This is a genomic window from Thalassomonas actiniarum (assembly GCF_000948975.2).
GTDB classification, from domain to species: domain Bacteria; phylum Pseudomonadota; class Gammaproteobacteria; order Enterobacterales; family Alteromonadaceae; genus Thalassomonas; species Thalassomonas actiniarum.
Genome location: NZ_CP059735.1, coordinates 4,484,784 through 4,506,084 on the forward strand (window position 1 = coordinate 4,484,784; position 21,301 = coordinate 4,506,084).

Consider the following 21,301-nt stretch of genomic DNA (forward strand, 5'->3'; position numbering starts at 1 on the left):
TTGCTAACCTTAGCTAAGCTACATGTACATAACAACATGCTGCGCCGCAACACAAGTTAATTTATGTTGAAATTTTCAACATGTCAACCCTTATTGTGCAATGCAACATCAAATTTTGGTATTTACTTTTCAGCCACTTATTCCTTTTAAACCCTGACATCAGTTGCCGGATTAATACGTGAATTTTTAATCACTTGTAATTTATGATAATCCTTTAGTCAGAGGGGAACAAAGGGGTTATTATCACCTGCAATTATTACAGCCCCTTTGCCCGGAGATGACACAGCAAAAAACTTTTTTCATTATTAACACAAAAGCAAAACCTTGTTGCGAACTGACTATTATCACCTATAGTTTATTACAACCCCTTGGCGGGGAACAAAAAATAATATAATTCAGTTCAAATAAGGAAATTATTTATGAAAAGGTTTTTAGCCCGTTCAACCTTTTTCGTGGTCTTTCTCCTCGTTATTCAGGGATGCAGTGAGACTCCTTGTGGCAAGGGAATCGGAAAAACCTTAGATGAAGCTAAATGCGTAGGACGGGAAGCAGACTCCCTGCCCGGCGCCGATGAAGATTATTATGCCGATATGGATTACGGCGTCAGTAAAGACCCGGCATTGATCCAAAGCCGCCTTGCCCCTTACGTTCCGGGGATCACCAACGGCCAGGCGGTTGACGCCTTTGTCAAGGGACGCAATAACTGGATCGTCTGGACCGCCGGCAACGACACCCTCTGGGACGAGTTATCCAAGGCCAGCGTCGGCAATCTCGATTTTCTCAAAACCCTTTCTTCCCACCCCAGTTTAACCAAATACAGCCGGGATAACCGCTGGTCTTATTTCGGCCTGGTCAACGAACCTTGCTTTAAAAAAGCCACCGGCCCCAGGGCGGATCGCTACGGTTTATGGCTGGATGAAAGAGCCGAAGGCTGCGCCCCGGACCCGTTTGAGAACGAAGAAAAATATCCGGGTATAAAAATAGGCGCCAGAGGCGATAATATGCCGCTTGGTTCCTACTACGGCTACGGCAGTGGCGTTATCGGTTTAAGACTCTTCCCCAACCCGGCCTTTGACGCCGAAGCAGAAAAAAACTGGGATCCGGAGCGCTACTATAACGACCCCAGTTATTATCTTAATAAAGATCTGGTAAAACCTTACCGCGTCGGCATGTCCTGCGGTTTTTGTCATGTCGGGCCAAATCCGAGTAACCCGCCTGCCGACCACGAAAACCCCGAGTGGGCCAACCTCAACTCCAACCCGGGAGCACAATATTTCTGGATTGACCGCATCTTTATGTGGGGGGCAGATGCTTCGAACTTCGCCTATCAGCTGTTCCATACCTCAAGGCCTGGGGCGCTGGATACCTCCTTTGTTTCCACCGACTATATCAATAACCCCCGTACTATGAACGCCATCTATAACCTGGGAGCACGTATGGAACTGGCGGCTAAATTCGGCAAGGAAGAACTCTCAGGCGGCAGCAGCAACAACGCCCAGCTCAATGAATATGTGCCTGCGGACAGTCCGCTGACCCAGTTTTACCAGGAGCCGAATACCGTCTTCACCCCCAGGGTACTGAAAGACGGGGCGGATTCTGTCGGCGCCTTAGGCGCATTAAACCGGGTTTATCTCAATATCGGCCTGTTCAGCGACGAATGGCTGCAACACTTTATGCCGCTCGTGGGCGGGAAAGAAATCAGCCCGATCAAAATAGCAGATGCCCGGAAAAACTCCTCTTTCTGGAATGCCAACGAGGCGCAAACCCCTGATTTAGCGTTATTCTTTTTAGCCTCTGCCACACCGGACTATCTTAAAGATGCCCCCGGCGGCGATGCCTATTTAAACGCCACCGAAGAAGAGATGACCAATGGTAAAAATGTCTTTGCCGATACCTGCGCCCGCTGTCACTCAAGTAAATTTCCGGATAAAACCGTCAGCTTCTTCCCGGATCAGGGTTGTAATAACGGCAACTACCTCGCCTGCTGGAGTAAATACTGGGACTGGACCCAGACCGATGAATTCAAGCACCAGATGCGAAAAATCGTCAAGGCGGAGGATTTCCTCGATAATAACTTCCTCTCTACCGAGATGCGCATCCCGGTGAGCCAGCTCGAAACCAATGCCTGCAGCCCGCTGGCCACCAACGCCCTAAAAGACAATATCTGGGATAACTTCTCCTCACAAACCTATAAAAACCTGCCGTCGGTGGGGGCAATCGAAGTGCAGCACCCCTATAGCGGCGAAGTAAGCAAGTACGAGATGCCCGGCGGCGGCCGCGGTTATACCCGCCCCGCGTCCCTGGTGAGCTTATGGAGTACGGCGCCTTTCTTACTCAACAACACTTTAGGCCGTTTCGAATATAGCGGTACGGTTGCCGACAGGATGAAGGCCTTTGACGATGCCATAGAGCAGCTGTTGTGGCCGGAAAAACGCGACGGCGACTTTACCGTAGTCACCAAGTCCGGATTAAAACATCCGGGTATTATCGACAAAACCACAGAGCAAAGTTATCTGCGGGTCTCCTCCGGCTACCTGCCGGGATTTTTACAGGCGCTCGAAGGCACTTTGGCAGACCTATTACCCTGGCTGTTTAGCGGCGACGGCATAGAAATCGGCCCTATCCCCAGCGGCACCCCGGTTTCCATGCTGTCCAATATCGATCTGGAGCAGCGGAAAAAAGTACTGAAACTGCTGCTGAAAATCAAAAAAGACCTCAAGGCCTTACCGGAAGGCGCCAGCGACGAACAGGCGCGCGCCGTCTTTAAAGATCTGGTCGACCCTTTGATTGATGCCAGCAAGTGCCCCGATTACGTGGTCAACAGAGGTCATTACTTCGGCACCCAATACGATAAAAACGCGGTTGCCCTCAGTAACAAACAAAAACAAGACTTAATCAAGTTCCTGAAGACATTTTAAATAAGGACGCTGAAAATGACCGATGAATTCGAATATATCGTCGTGGGCTCAGGGGCCGGCGGCGGCACCCTGGCCGCCCGGCTGGCAGAAAGCGGCAAAAAGGTATTGGTGCTGGAGTCCGGCAGCGATCCCATGACCTCGTCCGGCTCCGATGCGGTCAAACCGGATGAAGACCGCCTGCCGGATGATTACCAGGTGCCGGTTTTCCATGCCTTTAGCACGGAAAACAATGCCATGAAATGGGATTATTTCGTGCGCCATTACGGCAATGACGAACAGCAGAAAAAAGATCCCAAATATACCGGCGAATTCCAGGGGGAAAAGGTCGACGGCGTGCTGTATCCCAGGGCCGGCTGTCTTGGCGGCTGTACCGCCCATAATGCCATGATAACCGTCTACCCCCATAACGACGACTGGAATGATATCGCCAAGCTTACCGGCGATGATTCCTGGAATGCCGACAATATGCGCAATTATTTCCAGAAACTGGAAAACTGCCATCACAGGCCATTCAAACGTTTTTTAGGTAAAACCTTAGGCATCAACGCCAGCCGTCACGGCTATGACGGCTGGCTGCAAACAGAAAAATCTATCCCGAAAAGCGCGCTGGGGGATGAAGACCTGGTAAAAACCATAGTCAAATCCGCCAAAGTCGCGTTTGAGGACTTAAAAGAGCCGCTGCAACGTAACTGGTGGCAAATACAGGGCTTGGGAGATCCCAACGACTGGCGTTTGGTGGAAGACAACGCCTTTGGCCTGCGCTATCCGCCGCTGGCAACCCGCAACCACGAAAGAATGGGTTCGCGCGAGCGTTTGCTCGAAGTCCAGGAGAAATACCCGGATAACCTGCATATCGAGCTCGATGCCCTGGTCACCCGGGTATTGTTCGATGACTATAACCGCGCCACCGGCGTGGAATACCTCAAGGGGAACCGCTTGTATAAAGCCCATTCCCTGCCCCGCAATGAAAGCTCGGATTTCAGGGTGGTCAACGCCACCAAAGAAGTGATTTTATCCGGCGGCGCCTTTAACAGCCCGCAATTGTTAATGCTCTCGGGCATTGGCCCGAAAGCCACGCTGGAAGAACACGGCATCAAGGTACGCATCCCGCTTGAAGGCGTCGGTAAGAATCTTCAGGACAGGTATGAAGTCGGTGTCGTTAACCGCATGAACTTTGATACCTGGGAAGTGCTTGAAGGGGCTAAATACGCCAAGGGAGACCCCCAGTACGAGCAATGGGAAAAAGAGCGTAAAGGGGTTTATACCACCAATGGCGCGGTGCTGGCGGTGATCAAAAAATCCATGCAGGAAAGGCCGCTGCCGGATCTGTTCTGTTTCGCACTGCTGGCGCTGTTTCGCGGTTATTTCCCTACTTATTCCAAAGTGCTGGCAGACAACCTCAACTATCTCACCTGGGCGGTGCTTAAGGCCCATACCAAAAACACCGGCGGCGAAGTCACGCTTAGATCGGGGGATCCCACGGATACCCCTTATATCAATTTCCGCTACTTTGAAGAAGGCAATGATACCAAGGGAGAAGATCTCGATTCTGTGGTGGAAGGGATCAAATTTGTCCGCAAGATGACCCAGCCGTTGATTGAAAAAGGCATTATCGCCGAAGAAGAATTACCCGGGAGCGAGGTACAAACCGACGAACAGCTGAAAAAGTTTGTCCGCGACCATGCCTGGGGACACCATGCCTCCTGCACCTGCCCGATAGGCACAGACGATGACCCAAAAGCAGTACTCGACAGCGAATTTATCGTGCGCGGCACCCCCAATCTCAGGGTGGTGGACGCCTCCAGCTTCCATAAAATTCCCGGCTTTTTCATTGTCAGTGCCATTTACATGATAGGAGAAAAGGCCGCCGATGTGATTTTACAACAGGATGCAGCCGGTATCAGGCAAGCACCGGCAAAAGTGGCGGGACAAACCGAAAGCAAGGCAACGCCGCCTGAACAAGCAGATGCCGCCCCGGTCAGCGCCGCCAGAGAATAGTTATGGATAAAACCACTAACCTCAATGCCGATGAAGTCATAGCAATTGAAAAAGCCCGGGTCAGGGAGCAGTTCCTGGCCCATTTCAGCACGGAGGAAAATAAAGACTATTTACAGCAGGATTACCGGGAATACCTGGATAAAAACTATCAGCGCCTGCTCGATGGCAATGCCGTTAACGATGACAATCCGAATAAAGCGCGTTATCCGGATCTCAAGGCCGCCGATTACCCGGCCAAAGATGCCCCCGAGTACGCCCTGGCGATATCGGGAGGCGGCATCCGTTCCGCCTCTTTTGCCATCGGGGTGATCCAGGGATTAAAAACCCGTCAGAGCGGCAATAACCCCCCGAGTATTTTTCATAAGCTCAGCTACCTGTCCACCGCTTCCGGCGGTGGCTACGCCGGTTCTGCCCTGAGCTGGTATCAGAAAAAATTTAACTTTTTCCCTTTTGGCAAGCGCAGCAGTTTTGCCGGTAGCCAGCACAATGGTGAAAGGGAAAACAGCACCTTAAGTTATATCCGCCAGCACGGTAAATACCTGACCCCGCATCAGTTAGGGGGCGCTTCTTTAGTGGGTACTGTGCTTTTAAGCATTTTCCACTCCTTAATCGCCTATACCCTGCTGATGTGCTTTTTATTCCTGATCCTGATGCAGTTTTTCGGCGTATTTGCCGGTGTTTTGAATGTGAATACCGGCTCTGCCAGGTTTGATTTTTTTTGCGTCGCGCTTATTTTATTGGCAGCCGTTGCCATACTGTTTGCCATCACCACCTTAGTTTATGGGATCAGCTCGTATTTTATGCACTGGCTGGCACGTAATTATCCTTTTCGAATAAAGGTGCAGAAGTTTCTCGGTTACCTGGTGCGCGCCCTGGCAGCCGCGCTAGCTTTGGCCGCCTTACCCCTTGCCGCACAGTTTGTCGATCCGCATATATCCAGCCCCTTATGGAGCGGCTCTATGGTTGGAGGCGCTTCATTGAGCAGCGTGCTTGGGGTATTGGTCTCCCTGAAGCAAATGAAAAACGACAGCGACAACAGCAAACCGCCGGGTATGCTCGACAAGCTGCTCAGCTCATTAATCGTCATCGCCCTGGTATTTGTGGTGCTGGTAGTCGCCTATTTATTGGCGGAATTGCTGCTGACTTTAGCGGCCAACGACCAGGGACAATGGCTGATACTGGCACTGGCGTTAACCGCCTTCTTTGGCCTGGGGGTTAATACCAACCAAATCAGTCCCCATAAAATGTATCGCGACCGCCTGATGGAAACCTTTTTAAAAGACCCCAACGTTGAAGCAAACGACAAACTGCAAGTGCGGGGAAAAGCTGCCAACGACTCCCTGCTGTCAGAGCTGGCACAGGGAGACAACTGGTCGCCGTATCATTTGATCAATACCAATATCATACTCAATAACGCCAGTCACCCCAAATACCGGGGACGTCTCGGGGACAGCTTTGTACTCTCCCCCCTGTATTGCGGCAGCGACGCCACCAGCTATGTGGCAACAGACATTTTTATCGACGGTAAATTAACCCTGGCCACCGCCATGTCGATTTCCGGGGCGGCATTAAATCCCCAGGCCGGCGTTTCCGGCATAGGAAAAACCACGACGCCGCTGGTATCTTATCTGCTGACCTTTTTCGGCATGCGCCTGGGTTACTGGGCATTAAACCCCAGGCACACCACAGAAAAAGATCAAAAGCGCAAACCCAACTATATCCGTCCCGGCACCGGCAACTTATTTAATTTCGGCCATGAAGAAGACAGCGACTTCGTTGAATTATCCGACGGCGGCCATTTTGACAATACCGCGCTGTACGAACTGGTGCGCCGCCGCTTGCCGGTGATCATCCTCTCTGACGGCAGTGCCGATCCCGATGCCCATTATGATGACTTTGGCAATGCGGTAGAACGTATCCGGGTAGATTTTGGCGTCCGCATCCGCTTTCCCGACCCGGAATTTAACCTCTGGGGCATGTCCCCCGGCAGCGCGGCGCTCAGACCCGAGCAAAGCGACAAAAAAACCGACAGCAATATTATCGGCGAACAGGAAGATCAGCTGGCCCAACGCGGTTATGCCATTGGCGACATCGTCTACCCCACAGTAGGAGAAAACAAGGCGTTTGTCGGTAAGCTCGTCTATATCAAGGCCACCCTAGTCAATAAGCTGCCGCGGGATCTATACGCCTATAAGGCCGCCAACCCGGAATACCCGAACCAGCCAACCTCAGATCAGTTTTTTGACGAACGGCAATTTGAATCCTACCGGGAATTGGGCTACCAGCTGACCAAACAGTTTATACAGGATGACAAGGCCATGCGCCAGCTTCCTTAAATCGGATAAAACACTTGGACTTTAACACCTTAAAAATGGACAACCTATGAAACTCAAAACCTTGATGAAAAGCTTAATAAAAAGCCCGGCCTTGATTGCGCTGCTGTTAACGAGCTGGAGTTTTGTCGCCCCGGCCGCCGACCATAACGACCCCAATGCGGTGAATTCCATTTTTTCCAACATTCCGGTAAGCTCGGCAGATCTCTACGGCATGTTTGGCTATCCCAGTGACGATAAGTCCGACGGTGAAAAAGTGGTGCTGGCACTGACCTTCGCCCCGCTGCCGAAAACCGGTATTTTTGACCGGGACATGCTCTATAAAATCAAGGTCAACGCCGAGCCCAGGCATTCGATTAAACTCGAGGAGCACAGCTTAAAAGGCATCGCCTCTTATGTTGACGGCTTAAAAGATAAATACCTGCGCCTTAAAGCCGCCGAAATCCGGGTCACCTTCAGCACAGACAACCGCGCCAAGGTCGACTTTTTAGGTTTTCCCGAAGGGGATTTTTCCAAGGTGATAGACACCAATAAAACCCTGGATATTACCACGCCGGCGGGCCATAAAATCAAAACCTTCCTCGGCGGCCGTGATGATCCCTTCTTTAACGACCTGCCCGGTTTTTTCCGCTCCATAAACTACGGCCCGCAATATTACCGTATCCCGGATACCGACCCTATGGACCACCGCGAGTTACCGATCCCGAAAACCCTGCTGGAAATAGAGGACAATACCTTATTTAATTTCGATCCCGAACATCCCGACCACGGCGTCACCACCAAGTTCTACCTGCCCGAAGACGCCAAAATCACCCTGGACGCCAAACGTTATAAAACCGACGCCCAGGGCAACTACCGCCTGGTCTACAGCGGCAGGGACGCGCAAAAAGGCCGCAATATCAACGGATTGGTTTTTGAAGTACCGCTAGACTTTATCACCCAAAAGCCGCAAAGCGACCGTATCGTACGCATCTGGGGAGAAAGCTGGGTCTCTAAGGCATCGAGCAAAATTGCCCATTATGCCCCCTCCTTCTGGCAAAACCTGTGGCTGGGCATCGCCAGCTTTTTCGGCAACGATCCCACCGCACAGGAATTTAACGATAACGATGCCAACTACAACCGGGTCGATACCGTGGGGGTGCCTTTCCTTGATGCCGGCTTAAGCGAGCGTTATGACGACAGAAACATCGGCGCCAACAACCTCAAGTTATCCCTGCATTTTGTCAAACGCTTCGGCCATCTCGGCTGGGGTTTTGGCCCTTCGGTGACGGCGCTGGGCATAGACACCTGTTTCGACCACGACAACTCAAAGGTTTCCGTGTATAAAACCTATAAACTGGCCACCAAGGCCTTCCCGCGGGCAAAAAAATGCTTCTTCCAGGAGCTGAACATGCCGGATGACAGCTGGAACAATTCCGGCAAAGACATACCGCTTCGGCGCACCTTTGAACTCTTTATTCCCAACCTGACCTCCATCGACATGGACACCACAGGCACCTGGCCCTTTGGCCGCCGCTTTGAAGATCAGGTAGCCACCCGCTTCCTGTCGACCTTTTTAGATATGAAATCAGGCTGCGGCGGACAAAAATGTAATGTCGAAACCCTGGGGGATCTAAGCTTATGGGACAAGGCCCCGGTAATGCCGAAAAACCCGCCCAACCCGCTGTTTAACGACGCCCCGTTTAGCAATAGCTTTCCTTATATGCCCCCGCCCTGGCCCGGCGGCGATATCCAGGAGGAAGAATATGAATATCGCAACAGATAGCACTGCCGGTGGCCAAAATGATGCCTGATAAAATTTTACTCAAAGCACCTGGGGGAATAAGCCGCCTTATTCCCCGGCTGCTGCCTCCTTTATGCTTATGTATGATCACGGCGCTGCTAAGCGCCTGCAGCGAACCTGTTGTCAGCGCGTATCAGCAAGATATGCAGCAATTGCAGCAAAATATTGCCAAACTCAACGCCCAGCTCGGGCTTGAGACTGACGATAAAAATAGCAATGAAAATACCGAGAAGGAAGCTGCAAACAAAAACACAGCAAACATCCCGCCACCGGCCATCATCCAGGCCCCGGGGCAGCTGCTGATCAAACTCAGTGAGCTCTACCATAAAAAAGCCGTACTCACCGGCAGGTATCAGGATTATCAGAAACTTGAGTTATTACTCAATAAGATGTCCGGTCAACTAAATAATCCGCCGGCGCTGCGTTATGCCAAAGCCAACTTTAATGCCGGCATGCACAGGTTCGATAATGCCATCAGCTTGCTTGATAGCTTACCGCCACAGGCACAAGAGAGCACACCGGTACGGGCATTACGCCTTGATATTGCCCTGCAACTTGGCCAGTACCGCCAGGCAGAAAGCCAGTTACAGGCCTTGATAGCAGATGCCCCCGGCTGGGAAAACCTGGTCCGCCTCGCCCACTACTCCCTTAATACCGGAGAGCCTGACCGGGCCAGAGCCTTGTATCAGCAAGCCGGAGAGATGCTTTCCGCCAAACAGCTTTATCAATATGCCTGGGTCAAGCTGCAACAAGGCTTGCTGGAGTTAGAACAGGAAAACTATGATCTGGCGCTGGCGTTTTATCAAACCGCCGACCGCGCCTATTCCGGCTACTGGCTGATTGAAGAACACATCGCCGAAATACTCACCCTGACGGGGAAAAAGCAAGAGGCCGAAGGCATGTACCGGGCACTGGTGTCTGAAAACCCCAACCCGGAATTAAAACTGGCGCTGGCAGACTTGCTGCTTGAGCAAAACGGACAGACGGAAGAAGCCGAGCAATTGCACAATGAAGCCATGGCAGAGTTTACCCTCAGACAGCAAATGTACCCCGAAGCCGCCGCCGGACATTTTGTCGAACGCCTGCTCACCCTGGAGCAAACCCACCCGGCACTGCTGAGCAGCGCCCAGCTCAACTTCAATGCCCGTCCCAATGCCGACAGCAAAACCCTGCTGGCGAAAAGCTACCTTAAGCTTGGCCAAACCAAGCAGGCGGAGCAGCTTTACCGGCAGATCTTATCCACCCCCTGGCGCAACCCGGGGATAGAGGAGCTGGCCCGGGGACTGGAAAAGACACTTGAGTAAAAGCTACTAACTGTTTTTCATACGCCGACCGGCCAGCCCCATAAGCCCGAGGGCCAACAGGGCACCCGTGGCCGGTTCCGGCACATCGGCAACTTCGCTGACAACCTGTAATCCCGTATTTTCAGTGATCGCTGAAGAAGTAATGGTGTAACCCGTCAAGGACACATCACTGACGGAGGACAAAGGATCCATGATCGCCTCGGCATAGGCATTCGCATTGCCTATGTGGCTGAGCATTACCGTAAACAGTAAATGCCATTGAAAAGCTCCCTCGACGACAATCATTTTTCAGAAAAAGCAGAAAATTTCTGTAAGCTGCCTAATTCCCAAATAAACTATTAACCGGCCAACTCACCTTGCCCGGTCGATTTTTAAACAACCTGAGGAAATAAAAAATCCCAGGTAAAAGTAATTTTTTATTTCTGCTGTGGCTTTATCGATTGAATATTATACAAAACATGACAAAAAATAATTTTAAATTGATATATTTTATCCCTGCAACTCATTAGACCACAATTCTTAGTTACTGTGTTTTAAACAAATAATTTTTTACTCACCAATGAATAATTTACCGTGTCGTAATTGTTCGAATTTCTGTCGCACCAGTGCGATCCCTTAAACCCGCTCTTTGTTAACCTCAAATCACTTGTTGCGGTAAAGCCCTATATGAGTTACCGAGCATTTCTTAGCAGAAATATCAGGCAACTGATGGTTATAGCTTAAGTAACTAAAGACCTTAGCGACAACAAGAACATAATAACTATAAACAAAGTGCAGCAGCAGCTCAGACAATGGCCGCTGCCGATAAAAAGGAAGAAAGTACATGATCAAAAGCAAAATTGCTTTAGCCCTTGGCTTAAGCTTGTTAACCTCAGCTGCCATGGCAGCCAAGCCTGTCAATTCCATCATGAATGCCAGTGCCCAGGCCAATGCCTGGGGCAAAGACAGGGTATTACAGAATATCGCCGGTAAAGCCCAGTCGCGCGCTATCGACCTGGTAGAGCTTGATGCCCAAAGCATTATGTTAGACAGTGATGAAATCAGCCTGAGCGTTAACGGCCGCGATCTCACGATTTTAAAAAACAGCGCCAAACAAACCGGCAACGGCACCCTGATTTGGGCGGGTAACATCCTGGAAACTGCCAGCGCAACGACAGGTTTAGACCCGCGTAATTCCGTTACTTTTGTCCGTAACAATAATAAAGTGACCGCCAATATCCGTCTTGAAGGCGAACTGTATCAATTACGCCCGCTGGCGGGTTCTGGCCATGCCCTGATCACGGTTGATGAGAGCCAGGCACCGGCAGATCACCCGGCAGAGTTCGACCATATCGCCAAAGCCGCCAAGCAGGACATGAAGGCGGCAATCCAGGCCAAGCCGGGCACTGATCCGGGCACACCACCGGATCCGGGACCGACTGAAACTATCCGTATCATGGTACATTATACTCCGGCAGCAGCTGCCGCCAGCGGTGATATCAACGGCTTGATTGATTTGGCTATCGCAGAAACCAACCAGGGATATGCCAATGCCGGTGTGACCATTAATATGGAACTTGCCGGTAAATACCAGGTGAACTACACCGAAAGCGGCAACTTTGAAACCGACCTTGCCCGTTACCGTGAAACCAGTGATGGCGTGATGGACAGTATCCACAATACCCGGGATCAAATCAGCGCCGATGTCGGGATGCTGATGATAGACAACGGCCAATACTGCGGCTTGGCTTCCGGTATCGGCTCTACGGCAGAAACCGCTTTTGCCGCCGTGCATTATGACTGCGCCACAGGGTATTACTCCTTTGGCCACGAAGTCGGCCATCTGCAGTCTGCCCGTCACGATCCGAAAAACGATCCGACCAAAACCCCTTATGCCTACGGCCACGGCTACCAGGCCGACCGTGCAGGATGGCGCACCATTATGGCGTATAACTGTCGCCGCGGCTGTACCCGTATCAACTATTGGTCAAACCCTTTTGTCCAGTATAACGGTGACGTGATGGGCACAGAAGCCAGCAGCTTCAATGCTTTGGTATTAAATACCACCAAAACTGAAATTGCGGCTTTCCGTTAAGCCTGTGCTTTACGAGTAAACGAAGGCCGGACACAGCCCTAACTGAGTCCGGCCTTTTGTTATCGGTCTTGCTTCTATAACATGTCAGTTATCAAGGCGGAGCAAACAACTTATTGGCACGCTTAATCAAGCCCCCAGTGCTTTTGCATTTCATAATATAAAAACGAAGCAGTCCAGGTGATCAGCACTAAACCGGTTAATGACTCTATGCCGGTTAAATATCTTAAGTCTCCCTCCGGCTGGATATCGCCAAAACCTAAGGTAGTAAAAACCGTAAAGGAGAAATAACCACAGTCCAATAAACTGCCGCTAACATTGCCGCTAAGATGTCCCCAACCTTCAGCGCTGTTGAAAAAATAATAGGCCAGGGCAAAAATCCAGATCTCAAAGGCATGTGCGGTTAAGGCGCCGAGTACACCAAGGACAATCCGGTATCTGTGATGTATCTTCATTTTCGGAATAAAGCGGGTCATACGGTACAAAAACTCATAATGTACCAGTACCGCGGCGATCACCACCAGGCTATTGATCAAAAACAGGGCTATCATTTTTTCCTCTTGAGTCAGGAAGACTCCTTAACAAAACAACGCTGGCAGTAAGCCGTATAATCACTGCCTCTTGCGCTAGGTTAAAATATAACTCATTGAAGAACAAGCAACTAGCCAGTCAATTTCACTCAAGAAACCACTGCCTGTGTTTTAAATAGCCCCCTGAAGCTGGAAAGGTTAACGGGCAGTCCCTGCAACTGCCCGGCATCGCTATTTCCCGATTATTTGCCTTGGCTGGCCTGGGACATATAGCTGTCATATACCCAGCCATAAGAGGTGTGAGTGCCCAAAACTCCGCCTAGCTCCATGCCTTTAGGACTGCGCCAGTCGTCCATGATCTCCGCCAGCACTGAGCCCCAGGTAGTCACTTTCACTCCCGCCTGAGTCATGCGGGCAATAGCCGCCTGCTGTACCGTATCATTCCAGGTACCGGAGGCGTCAATCACGGCATAAACATCATACCCTTCGGCAACCGCACTCAGGGCCGGAAATAATAAACAAACGTCGGTGACCAGACCTGCCATAATAATTTTCTTGCGCCCGGTTTTTTCTATGGCTTTTTTAAACTCAGGTGATTTCCAGGCATTAATCTCTCCCTGACGGTTAATCACCGGGGCATCGGGCAGATTTTCCAGAATATCCGGCATGATGGGGCCGTTTGGTCCGCCCGGATAGCTGGAGGTGATAACACTGGGCAATTCCAGTACCTTGGCCATAGCGGTTAAGCCGCGGATATTGTTTTTTAACAACATAGGATCTAAGTCCCTGACCCCAACCAATAAACCGGTTTGATGGTCAATCATCGCCAGCATGGCATTGTCCGGGGTTAACGTTTCGGAAAATTTGTTAGCGGCCGGCTCATTTTGGGCCCAGCCGATAGAACTGAAAGCCAGGGTTGCAGCGGTTAATAACGCGCTAAGGGTTTTAAATTTTTTCATGGGTTACTCTCTTGCTTGGTTAATATAAGTTAAGGTTCATCCGCCGGGCCTGAGCCGGGCTTCATTTCGAGGCAATTACCTCAAGGTATTTATTTCAAGGCATTTACCTCAAAACATCAGCGCACATAAATCAGGATGATTTTGCTGTCCGATATCGCTTTAACGGTTAAGCCGTCACTGCGCACCAGGGTGCGGGGTTTCACCGTTTTCCCGTTAAAGCTGGCCGAGCCTTTAACGATATAGGCCATCACTTTGCCTTTATGCTCCAACTGCTCACCGGCCAGGGGTTGGGCAATATCGATTGCGGTTTTGCTGGCAAAGGTGTCTTCTTGCCCTTCGTTGCCGCCATAAATACGCATGCGTTGCCCTGCTTGCGGCTGATAGACCTTGTAACCGGCTTTCTGCCCGGCTTGCTCAGGCAGCACCCATAACTGGATCATGTTATTTTCTTTGTTATCGGGATTGATTTCGTTATGGCTAAAGCCTTCTCCTCCGGCGCGCTGCACCTGCACCGAACCGGCATTAAGCTGCTGGCCGTGCTCCAGCGAACCGGCATGGCTGATGCGCCCGTCCACCATCACAGAAATCACATCCACTTCCCGGTGGGGATGCAACCCGGTTTCCCCTTTAGGTTTAAAGTTGGCATCTGCCAGATAAACAAAGTTGCCTATGCCGCTGGCGGCAGTCGGGTGGACCCGGCCACGGTTCATTTTCGGGTCGATCACCAGTTGACGTTCTCTCAGCCCGGCAAAGCCCCCTTGGGGCAGATCGTTAAAGTGTAATAATCGCATTGGCGCTCTCCGCTTGGTTTTAGGTTCTGCTAAATGACGAAGAACAGCTTATCTAATTGCACTAAATGGATATATAAGCTAAAAAGTAAATCAATGTTCCATTTGGAGTAACAAATAAGAGGTAAAGGTGAAAAACTTAAATGATATGTTGGTATTTGCCACCGTTGTCGAGAAAGGCAGTTTCACCGCTGCCGCCCTGGCCTATGACTTGCCCAAGTCCAATATCAGCCGCAAAATTACCCGGCTGGAGCAAAGTCTGGGGGCGCGCTTGCTGGAGCGCTCTACCCGCGCCCAGCACCTGACGGAAGTGGGCAAGGTCTATTACCAGCATTGCTTGCGCATTCAGGAAGAAATGCAAAGCGCCGAGTTGTCGGTGAATACCTTAATGGCCTCCCCCAGGGGTCAACTTAAGATCTGTACCTCAGTTGCCGTTGGCCAGGGCCTGCTCTCCCCCTACCTCGCCGGATTTAAACGCCTCTATCCCGAGGTACGGCTGGAGCTAAATCTCAGCAACCGCCGGGTAGACTTAATCGAGGAGGGTTATGATTTAACCTTGAGGGTCGGTGAACTCGAAGACTCCAACCTGATGGCAAAAAAACTCTGCAGCCGGGAGCTATACCTTTATGCTTCCCCGGGATATTTAACCTCGGTGAAGATGAAAGCCGGTGATTTTCACTCCCCCGAGCAGCTTGCAAACTTAGACTGCTTATTGATGACCAACCTGGACAGCAAGCAGCAGTGGCAGCTGTACCAGGGCAAAAAAAGCGCCCGGGTGGAGATCCAGGCGGCCTTTTGCTGCGATGATTTTAATGTCTTGTGCCGCCTGGCCCAGGATGATGCCGGTATTACGGTATTGCCTGATTACATCGGCCAGCAGGCGGTTAACCAGGGAACCCTGGTGCGTATCCTGCCACAGTGGCGCTATAAAAAAGCCGATATTTACGCCCTTTATCCCAGCCATAAAGGCGCCATGCCTAAACTCAGGGCGCTGCTTGATTACCTGGAAACCTGCTTCAAGGTAAAGGAGCCATAAGTATCCAAAGTTTTTCAGGTCAGCAATAATGCGATAAAACCAGAAATGACTATACCGTCGAAAGTACCGGCACCGCCTATGCTGGCCGTGCCCGCCCTTAATTGAACGATTTGTTTTAAATTAAGAAGATCAGCACCGATTAACGGCCCGAGAATACCGGAGCAAAAAGCCACCGCCGAGGGGTTTTGCGGATAAAATAACAGCCCGCAAAGCCCGGCAATAATGCCGGGGTAAAAAGCCGGTAACAAGATACCGACGCCGGGTTTTACTTTAGACAGGTGATAGCAGATCACGACATTAATGATAATGGCCGCCATCGCCATCAACAGCCCCCCTGTCATGAATAAACGCCCCAGTTGGTACAGGGCAAGCAGTAAAGGCACCAAGCAACCGCCGACATTAACGGCGATCACCATTTCATTTTGTTTTAGCCTTAAGGGCAAAAATCTGTGCTCTAAGCCATATAACTTCAGCCAGTCGGACTTGATTTCTTCGCGAAAGCGATAACGCTTCAGCGGGATATTAATAAAACTGCCGACGACAATCGCCAGAATAATAAACAAGCCGAAAAAAGGCGGGATACCAAGTTTCACCAACGCCAACAACATAATATCCATAAAGATCAATGGCCACAAAACCAGCAGCAAAAAGAAACAAACAAGGGCAAAGATCCCGGCGGGCATGTTAAGACCTCATGTTAAATGTTCCTCTATAGTTGATCATAAGCCATAATTTTTAACAGCCGATAAACGGGTACTAAAAAATGACAAAATAAAGCAATAGCCGCAATCAACTGCGGCTATTGCCCCCCAACCGGCAGAGCTACCACTTTTCCTTTTTATGGCTGTTGACCATTTTAGCAAACGCCCTTTGCTGTTGTTTCATGGCATAAGTGCCCGCATCCCGGCGCTGTAAAAAGGCATCCTCCTTTAATAATTTTTGATAACTGGCAAACTGCTCTTCGCTCAAGCTACCATTTGTTATCGCCGCCTGCACCGCACAACCGGGCTCTTCGTCATGGCGGCAATCACTGAACTTACACTCATGCGCCAGTGCATCAATTTCGGCAAAGACCTGCCTGATGCCCTCCATTGCCCCGGGTAGCTGTAATTCCCGCATACCCGGAGTATCGATAAAGGCCACCTGCTGCTCACTAAAAAACAGTTGTCGGCTGGTGGTGGTATGCTTACCTTTACCGTCATCGCTGCGGATCTCCCGGGTAAGCTGCTCCCCTTTTGAAACAAGATTGACTAAGGTTGATTTTCCCACACCGGAAGAGCCCACCAAAGCTATGGTATTACCAGGATGAAAATAGGCCGATAGCGGCGCCAGCGTTTCTACCTGATGCGCACAAACACCATGCACTTCACTAATGCTCAGCGAGCGGATTTGTTTAAGATAGGCTTCTTTGTTGCCGAGATCGGTTTTTGTCAGTATCACCACAGGCTCAACGGAAAATTCATAGGCCAGTGCCAGATAACGCTGCAAGCGTTTGAGATTAAAGTCTTCATTGGCGCTGGTGACGATCCACAAATAATCGAGATTGGCGGCAATCAGCTGGTGTTCATGGCCCGAGTATCGTTCAATACGGTTTTTCGCCATCAGGATATTTTCGATATAAAGGTGCTCATGGCGTTTGCGTGCCAGCACCCAATCCCCTACGGCAATATGCTGGCTGACAGGCAAAAAGTGATCGGGACACATTAAGGTTTGTTCTCCGTCCTCCCCTATGGCATCGATGCGGCTTCGGTAAATAGCACTGATACGAAAAGGCTGTGGGCCATTTTCCGTCAAAGTATCGGCTAAAGCCATTTGTTGTAAGAAATAGTTTGACCAGCCAAGTGGCTGTAATTTTGAAAAATTCAATGTTTTGCTCCGGCAAAAAATAATAAAAAAAGTGAGGGCCGGACGTAGCAGATCGCTTGGTGGTTAGTTCCCTAATTTATCATCAGTTGCTAAGGAAACAGGCACAAAAGAGCGGGATCACAAAGATCGCTTGATATGAAAATACAAAAACGGTAGAACGATAAAACAGTAAAAGTAAGGGCTTGCCTTAACTCTCCGGATTTAACGTAAATTTATCGGTAAAAGCCAAAATAAAATGGCGGATAAACTTTTTCAGCTCAGATCTTTGTCGCCGGCGTTGGCTTGAGGACTATCATCAAATTCTCCTTGTTAAATTAATTGATTAGTATAAGTAGCGTGCGAATAATGATTAAAATCGCCTAAAGAGTCAAACACTTTTATTGCACTATGATCAAAAATGAACCGCTGGAGTTTTGGCTCTAACACTCAAAAAGCGAGTAAAAGAGTGATAAACACTTGCCCAAAACCAAGCTTTTACAGATAACTATTACCCGACCACAATAAAACTGCTGATGGTTAACCGGCCCTGTTTTGGCTCGGATGACAAACCTAAGTCCGGATTGATATTGCCTGAATGCAGTGCCTTGCTCGGGTAAATAATCATCCGGTTCATGGCGGCATCCACGGAAAATATTTGCTCAAAGAGATCATTGCTGCCATTGATATAAGCGGGATTTTTATGGAGCTGACTCGCAATGGCTTGCTGTTTTAACTTCGGGCCATATACCGCTAAGCGGGATTCGCTGATGGTTTCAAACCCGGTACTGCGATGGCGATAAAATGAAGTACCGCCATGCTCTTCGCCACATAAATAATGCACCAGGGCAAATTGATGACTATCGCAGGTATCAAAATGCGGTAACATTTGGATCGGCCTTAACTGCTGCAAAGAGGTATCTGAGATGGCAAAGGTCGAAGCCAGTGTTCGGGCATGGACCGCATTTTCCAGACCAAAAGCGGCTTTAAAGTGAAATAAAAATATCTCACTCAGCTGGCGGCTGTAATGCCCAGGTGCGGGTTTGCGCTTCCCGGGATAAAAATTTTGCCCGTCCGCTGCAAAACCACCGCCCTCAGCGGCGGCAATAAGCTCATCCGGGTCCCGGACAAAATTATCGATGATCAATAACGGAATTTTCTCCTGCCCCAAGGTTAACCGGGTGATACAGGCGCTTTCATTTAATAAAAAACTGCCTGACACCTTAAGTGAAACATCTGACATAATCAGTCCATTACCAGCAAAGTACAACCACAGCCCAAGCGCATTTAAGCAAGCTGCTTATTCTTTAAATCAATTAAGGTATGTATTTGCCCCTGCGAGGCAATAAAGGTATATATCGGCGCAAATAAACCCGACTTGTGCAAAGTTAACACTTGCTCATCGGTTAATTTCGCCAGCTTTTGTTGATCTATGGTGTATAAGCCGGTTACTTTCCTGGTCTGCTGATTTTCAAAGGTAATATCTAATGACATAGACTGGAGTAAATCCATTTCTTGCAAGTGATCTAATAACCGCTGGTTATCCAACTCACCGCTAAGTAGCTGACTCAGGCACTCCTTAACCTGCAGAAAGTACTCACTGTCGTGACCGGTTTCATCAAACAGCGGCAAACCTTTTTCTGATGAATCACCTGAGCCGGTATCATCGCCGATGCCGGAGCTGACATCAAAACAGATAGTCGGGCTGCTGGTATCCATACAAACAATATAATCGCCTTCTTCGCCGGCAGTATCGGTATCCGAGCCGGCATTTTTCTCAACTTTCTCAATGAAAAACGGCTGGCGTCGGATTTGCAGCGGTAAATAAACCCCTTGCCAGCTTTCGTTTTGCCAGAACAAGTTTTCACCCGCCTCAAAACCTAACATGGCCGCAAACACAAACTGTCCGGTATCCCCTTTTTTGGTGAGCACTATCGGGTATTGCAGCCCCACCTGGGTAAATTCGGACACCACGACAGGCAGCAGATGTAGCCCAGCGCCATGTAATTCCGACTTATCGGGGTCAACCCTGGTGGTTAAGTGATTTTGATTATCTACCGCAACTAAATTCGCCATACATTATTACCTTTTTATCAATCTGATTTCATCCATTGAAAAGTTAAATCCGGCCCAGGCCAAATCTCTTGATTTTATTTAACAGTTCACGATTACCCGGCAGGTTTGCCATCACCTGTGCTATTTTCTTTTTATTTTGTGCAAACTGGCTTTGGGCAAAGTCAATATCGTCCAGTGCATAGAGTGACAAACTATAATCACTCTCAAAGCCCATACCATATAAAATATACTGGTAACTGGCGGCAGGGAAAACCTCATTATTGCTGGTAAAGTCATGATCCGCCGGGGCACGATATTTCCACAAGGCCAGCACTTGCTGCAAGCTTTCGGGAATAGTGCTCGGATCACGGTTATCGCACCAGAAGGCATTATCGCTGCGTTTACTCAAAATATAATGTAACTTTAGGAAATCTATGATCTTTTGCCAACGATAATGAAAAGTTTCATTAAAACGTTGCGCCACTATGTCCATCACGGCACGGGTTTGCGGTAACTGCTCGCTGATCATTTGCGCCGATAATTCCACCAAGACCAAAGCCGACGCTTCCAACGGCTCTAAAAAACCCGCCGACAAGCCCACGGCGACACAATTATTTTTCCAGAAGGTTTCCCTGTGACCGCTGACGATAGGGATTTTCCGCACCGTTAACTCGTCAAACTTGTCACCGACATATTGCTTAAGTACCGCCCTCGCCTGCGCTTCACTGGAGTGTTTACTGGAATAAACATAACCCACGCCGCGGCGATGCTGCAGCCCGAGATCCCAAATCCAACCGGCTTCCTGGGCGGTAGAAATGGTATGGGAGGCTATTTCTTCCTGTTCATGCTCGTAAGGCACTTGCACCGCTAATGCGGTATCGATAAATAATACATCGCTACAACTTTTAAACGGTACCTGATAATGTTTGCCCAGTAACAGCGAGGAGAAACCGCTACAGTCAACAAACAAATCACCGGTGATTTCGCCATTATTTTGCGTTTTTACCGCGGCAATATCGCCGTTTGTCGCGCTGTCAACGCCGGTAACATCATCGACAATATGCTTTACGCCAAGTTTTTCAATGCAATGTTTTTGTAAAAACCGGGAAAATTTACCTGAGTCCAGGTGATAGGCATAGTTGGCAATATCGGCAAATTCCGGGGTTCTGATGGTTTTTGGTGCCAGGGAGTTCTCACATATTGCTTCCTGAAAACAAACTGCTTGTGAAAAAGACTCACGCTTTTCTCCCGCTTGCTGCGCCAGCCAATGCCCGGCTAAATCCCCTTTACCAAAACCTTGCGGCAATACCAGTGGATGGTAATAAAAATCATCCTCGCTGCCGTCTACCCATTTGGCAAATTTAGCTCCTTGCTTAAAACTGGCATCGCACTCACGAATAAAGTCGCTTTCACTGATCCCTAACGCCATTAAGGTGGCGCGCATTGTCGGCCAGGTGCCTTCCCCCACCCCGATAGCCGGTATTGAGGGTGATTCAACCAAGATCACCTCTAAACCTTGCGCCTTGTTGCTTTTATGTTTTGCCGCCAACCGGCCTGCGGTAAGCCAGCCGGCATTACCGCCGCCGACTATCACGACGGTTTTAGTGGGTTTATCCATCTTAATTCTGCCACATTCATTTATAAGGGTTATCTGGCCGCTGCACTTCAAGATACAGGTTTCACA

The 21,301-nt window shown here is 49.7% G+C and carries 16 protein-coding genes; 7 read left to right on the plus strand and 9 right to left on the minus strand.

Going from position 1 to position 21,301, the window contains the following annotated elements:
* Positions 1-419: 419 nt before the first annotated feature.
* Genes SG35_RS19470 through SG35_RS19490 form a run of 5 tightly spaced genes read left to right on the plus strand, consistent with a single transcriptional unit; the run spans position 420 to position 10,336 of the window.
* Entirely contained in the window at positions 420-2,918 is a 2,499-nt protein-coding gene (locus SG35_RS19470) for a hypothetical protein (RefSeq protein ID WP_044835543.1), read from the plus strand.
* Positions 2,919-2,933: 15 nt separating this feature from the next.
* Positions 2,934-4,916, plus strand: a complete 1,983-nt coding sequence (locus SG35_RS19475; RefSeq protein WP_274055176.1) for a GMC family oxidoreductase — start codon at positions 2,934-2,936, stop codon at positions 4,914-4,916.
* A 2-nt stretch (positions 4,917-4,918) separates the two neighbouring features.
* Positions 4,919-7,252, plus strand: a complete 2,334-nt coding sequence (locus SG35_RS19480) for an ABC transporter permease (RefSeq protein ID WP_044831984.1) — start codon at positions 4,919-4,921, stop codon at positions 7,250-7,252.
* Between the two features lie 46 nt (positions 7,253-7,298).
* Entirely contained in the window at positions 7,299-9,014 is a 1,716-nt protein-coding gene (locus tag SG35_RS19485) for a hypothetical protein (RefSeq protein ID WP_201777773.1), read from the plus strand.
* Positions 9,015-9,031: 17 nt separating this feature from the next.
* Entirely contained in the window at positions 9,032-10,336 is a 1,305-nt protein-coding gene (locus SG35_RS19490) for a tetratricopeptide repeat protein (RefSeq protein WP_044831985.1), read from the plus strand.
* Between the two features lie 6 nt (positions 10,337-10,342).
* Here SG35_RS19490 and SG35_RS19495 read toward each other — a convergent pair whose 3' ends face one another.
* Positions 10,343-10,621 (minus strand): PEP-CTERM sorting domain-containing protein, encoded by a 279-nt coding sequence (locus SG35_RS19495; protein ID WP_044831986.1) that lies wholly within the window; start codon positions 10,619-10,621, stop codon positions 10,343-10,345.
* 538 nt (positions 10,622-11,159) lie between these two features.
* On the opposite strand from SG35_RS19495, the gene SG35_RS19500 reads away from it, so the two are divergent.
* Positions 11,160-12,410, plus strand: a complete 1,251-nt coding sequence (locus SG35_RS19500; RefSeq protein ID WP_044831987.1) for a M12 family metallo-peptidase — start codon at positions 11,160-11,162, stop codon at positions 12,408-12,410.
* Positions 12,411-12,532: 122 nt separating this feature from the next.
* Here SG35_RS19500 and SG35_RS19505 read toward each other — a convergent pair whose 3' ends face one another.
* From SG35_RS19505 to SG35_RS19515, 3 genes are all read right to left on the minus strand, one after another.
* Positions 12,533-12,958, minus strand: coding sequence for a potassium channel family protein (locus SG35_RS19505; RefSeq protein WP_044831988.1), 426 nt, complete (start codon positions 12,956-12,958; stop codon positions 12,533-12,535).
* 221 nt (positions 12,959-13,179) lie between these two features.
* Positions 13,180-13,896 carry a hydrolase gene (locus tag SG35_RS19510; RefSeq protein ID WP_084692624.1) on the minus strand — a complete coding sequence of 239 codons (717 nt, stop codon included), beginning with the start codon at positions 13,894-13,896 and terminating at the stop codon, positions 13,180-13,182.
* 116 nt (positions 13,897-14,012) lie between these two features.
* Entirely contained in the window at positions 14,013-14,687 is a 675-nt protein-coding gene (locus SG35_RS19515; RefSeq protein ID WP_044831989.1) for a pirin family protein, read from the minus strand.
* Positions 14,688-14,814: 127 nt separating this feature from the next.
* Here SG35_RS19515 and SG35_RS19520 point away from each other — a divergent pair, with 127 nt between their 5' ends.
* Positions 14,815-15,720, plus strand: coding sequence for a LysR family transcriptional regulator (locus SG35_RS19520; RefSeq protein WP_053042914.1), 906 nt, complete (start codon positions 14,815-14,817; stop codon positions 15,718-15,720).
* A gap of 14 nt (positions 15,721-15,734) precedes the next feature.
* On the opposite strand, the gene SG35_RS19525 is transcribed toward SG35_RS19520, so the two are convergent.
* The 5 genes from SG35_RS19525 to SG35_RS19545 all read right to left on the minus strand — a co-directional run bounded on the left by SG35_RS19525 (position 15,735) and on the right by SG35_RS19545 (position 21,235).
* Complete coding sequence (locus SG35_RS19525) at positions 15,735-16,403, minus strand: DUF1614 domain-containing protein (RefSeq protein WP_044831990.1); 669 nt, start codon at positions 16,401-16,403, stop codon at positions 15,735-15,737.
* 139 nt (positions 16,404-16,542) lie between these two features.
* Complete coding sequence (rsgA, locus tag SG35_RS19530; RefSeq protein WP_044831991.1) at positions 16,543-17,586, minus strand: ribosome small subunit-dependent GTPase A; 1,044 nt, start codon at positions 17,584-17,586, stop codon at positions 16,543-16,545.
* 487 nt (positions 17,587-18,073) lie between these two features.
* Entirely contained in the window at positions 18,074-18,805 is a 732-nt protein-coding gene (locus SG35_RS19535; protein ID WP_044831992.1) for a DUF6445 family protein, read from the minus strand.
* A 44-nt stretch (positions 18,806-18,849) separates the two neighbouring features.
* A complete protein-coding gene (locus SG35_RS19540; protein ID WP_044831993.1) occupies positions 18,850-19,638 on the minus strand; it encodes a SapC family protein in 789 nt (262 codons plus the stop codon).
* A 43-nt stretch (positions 19,639-19,681) separates the two neighbouring features.
* Positions 19,682-21,235, minus strand: a complete 1,554-nt coding sequence (locus SG35_RS19545; protein WP_044831994.1) for a tryptophan halogenase family protein — start codon at positions 21,233-21,235, stop codon at positions 19,682-19,684.
* Positions 21,236-21,301 lie beyond the last annotated feature (66 nt).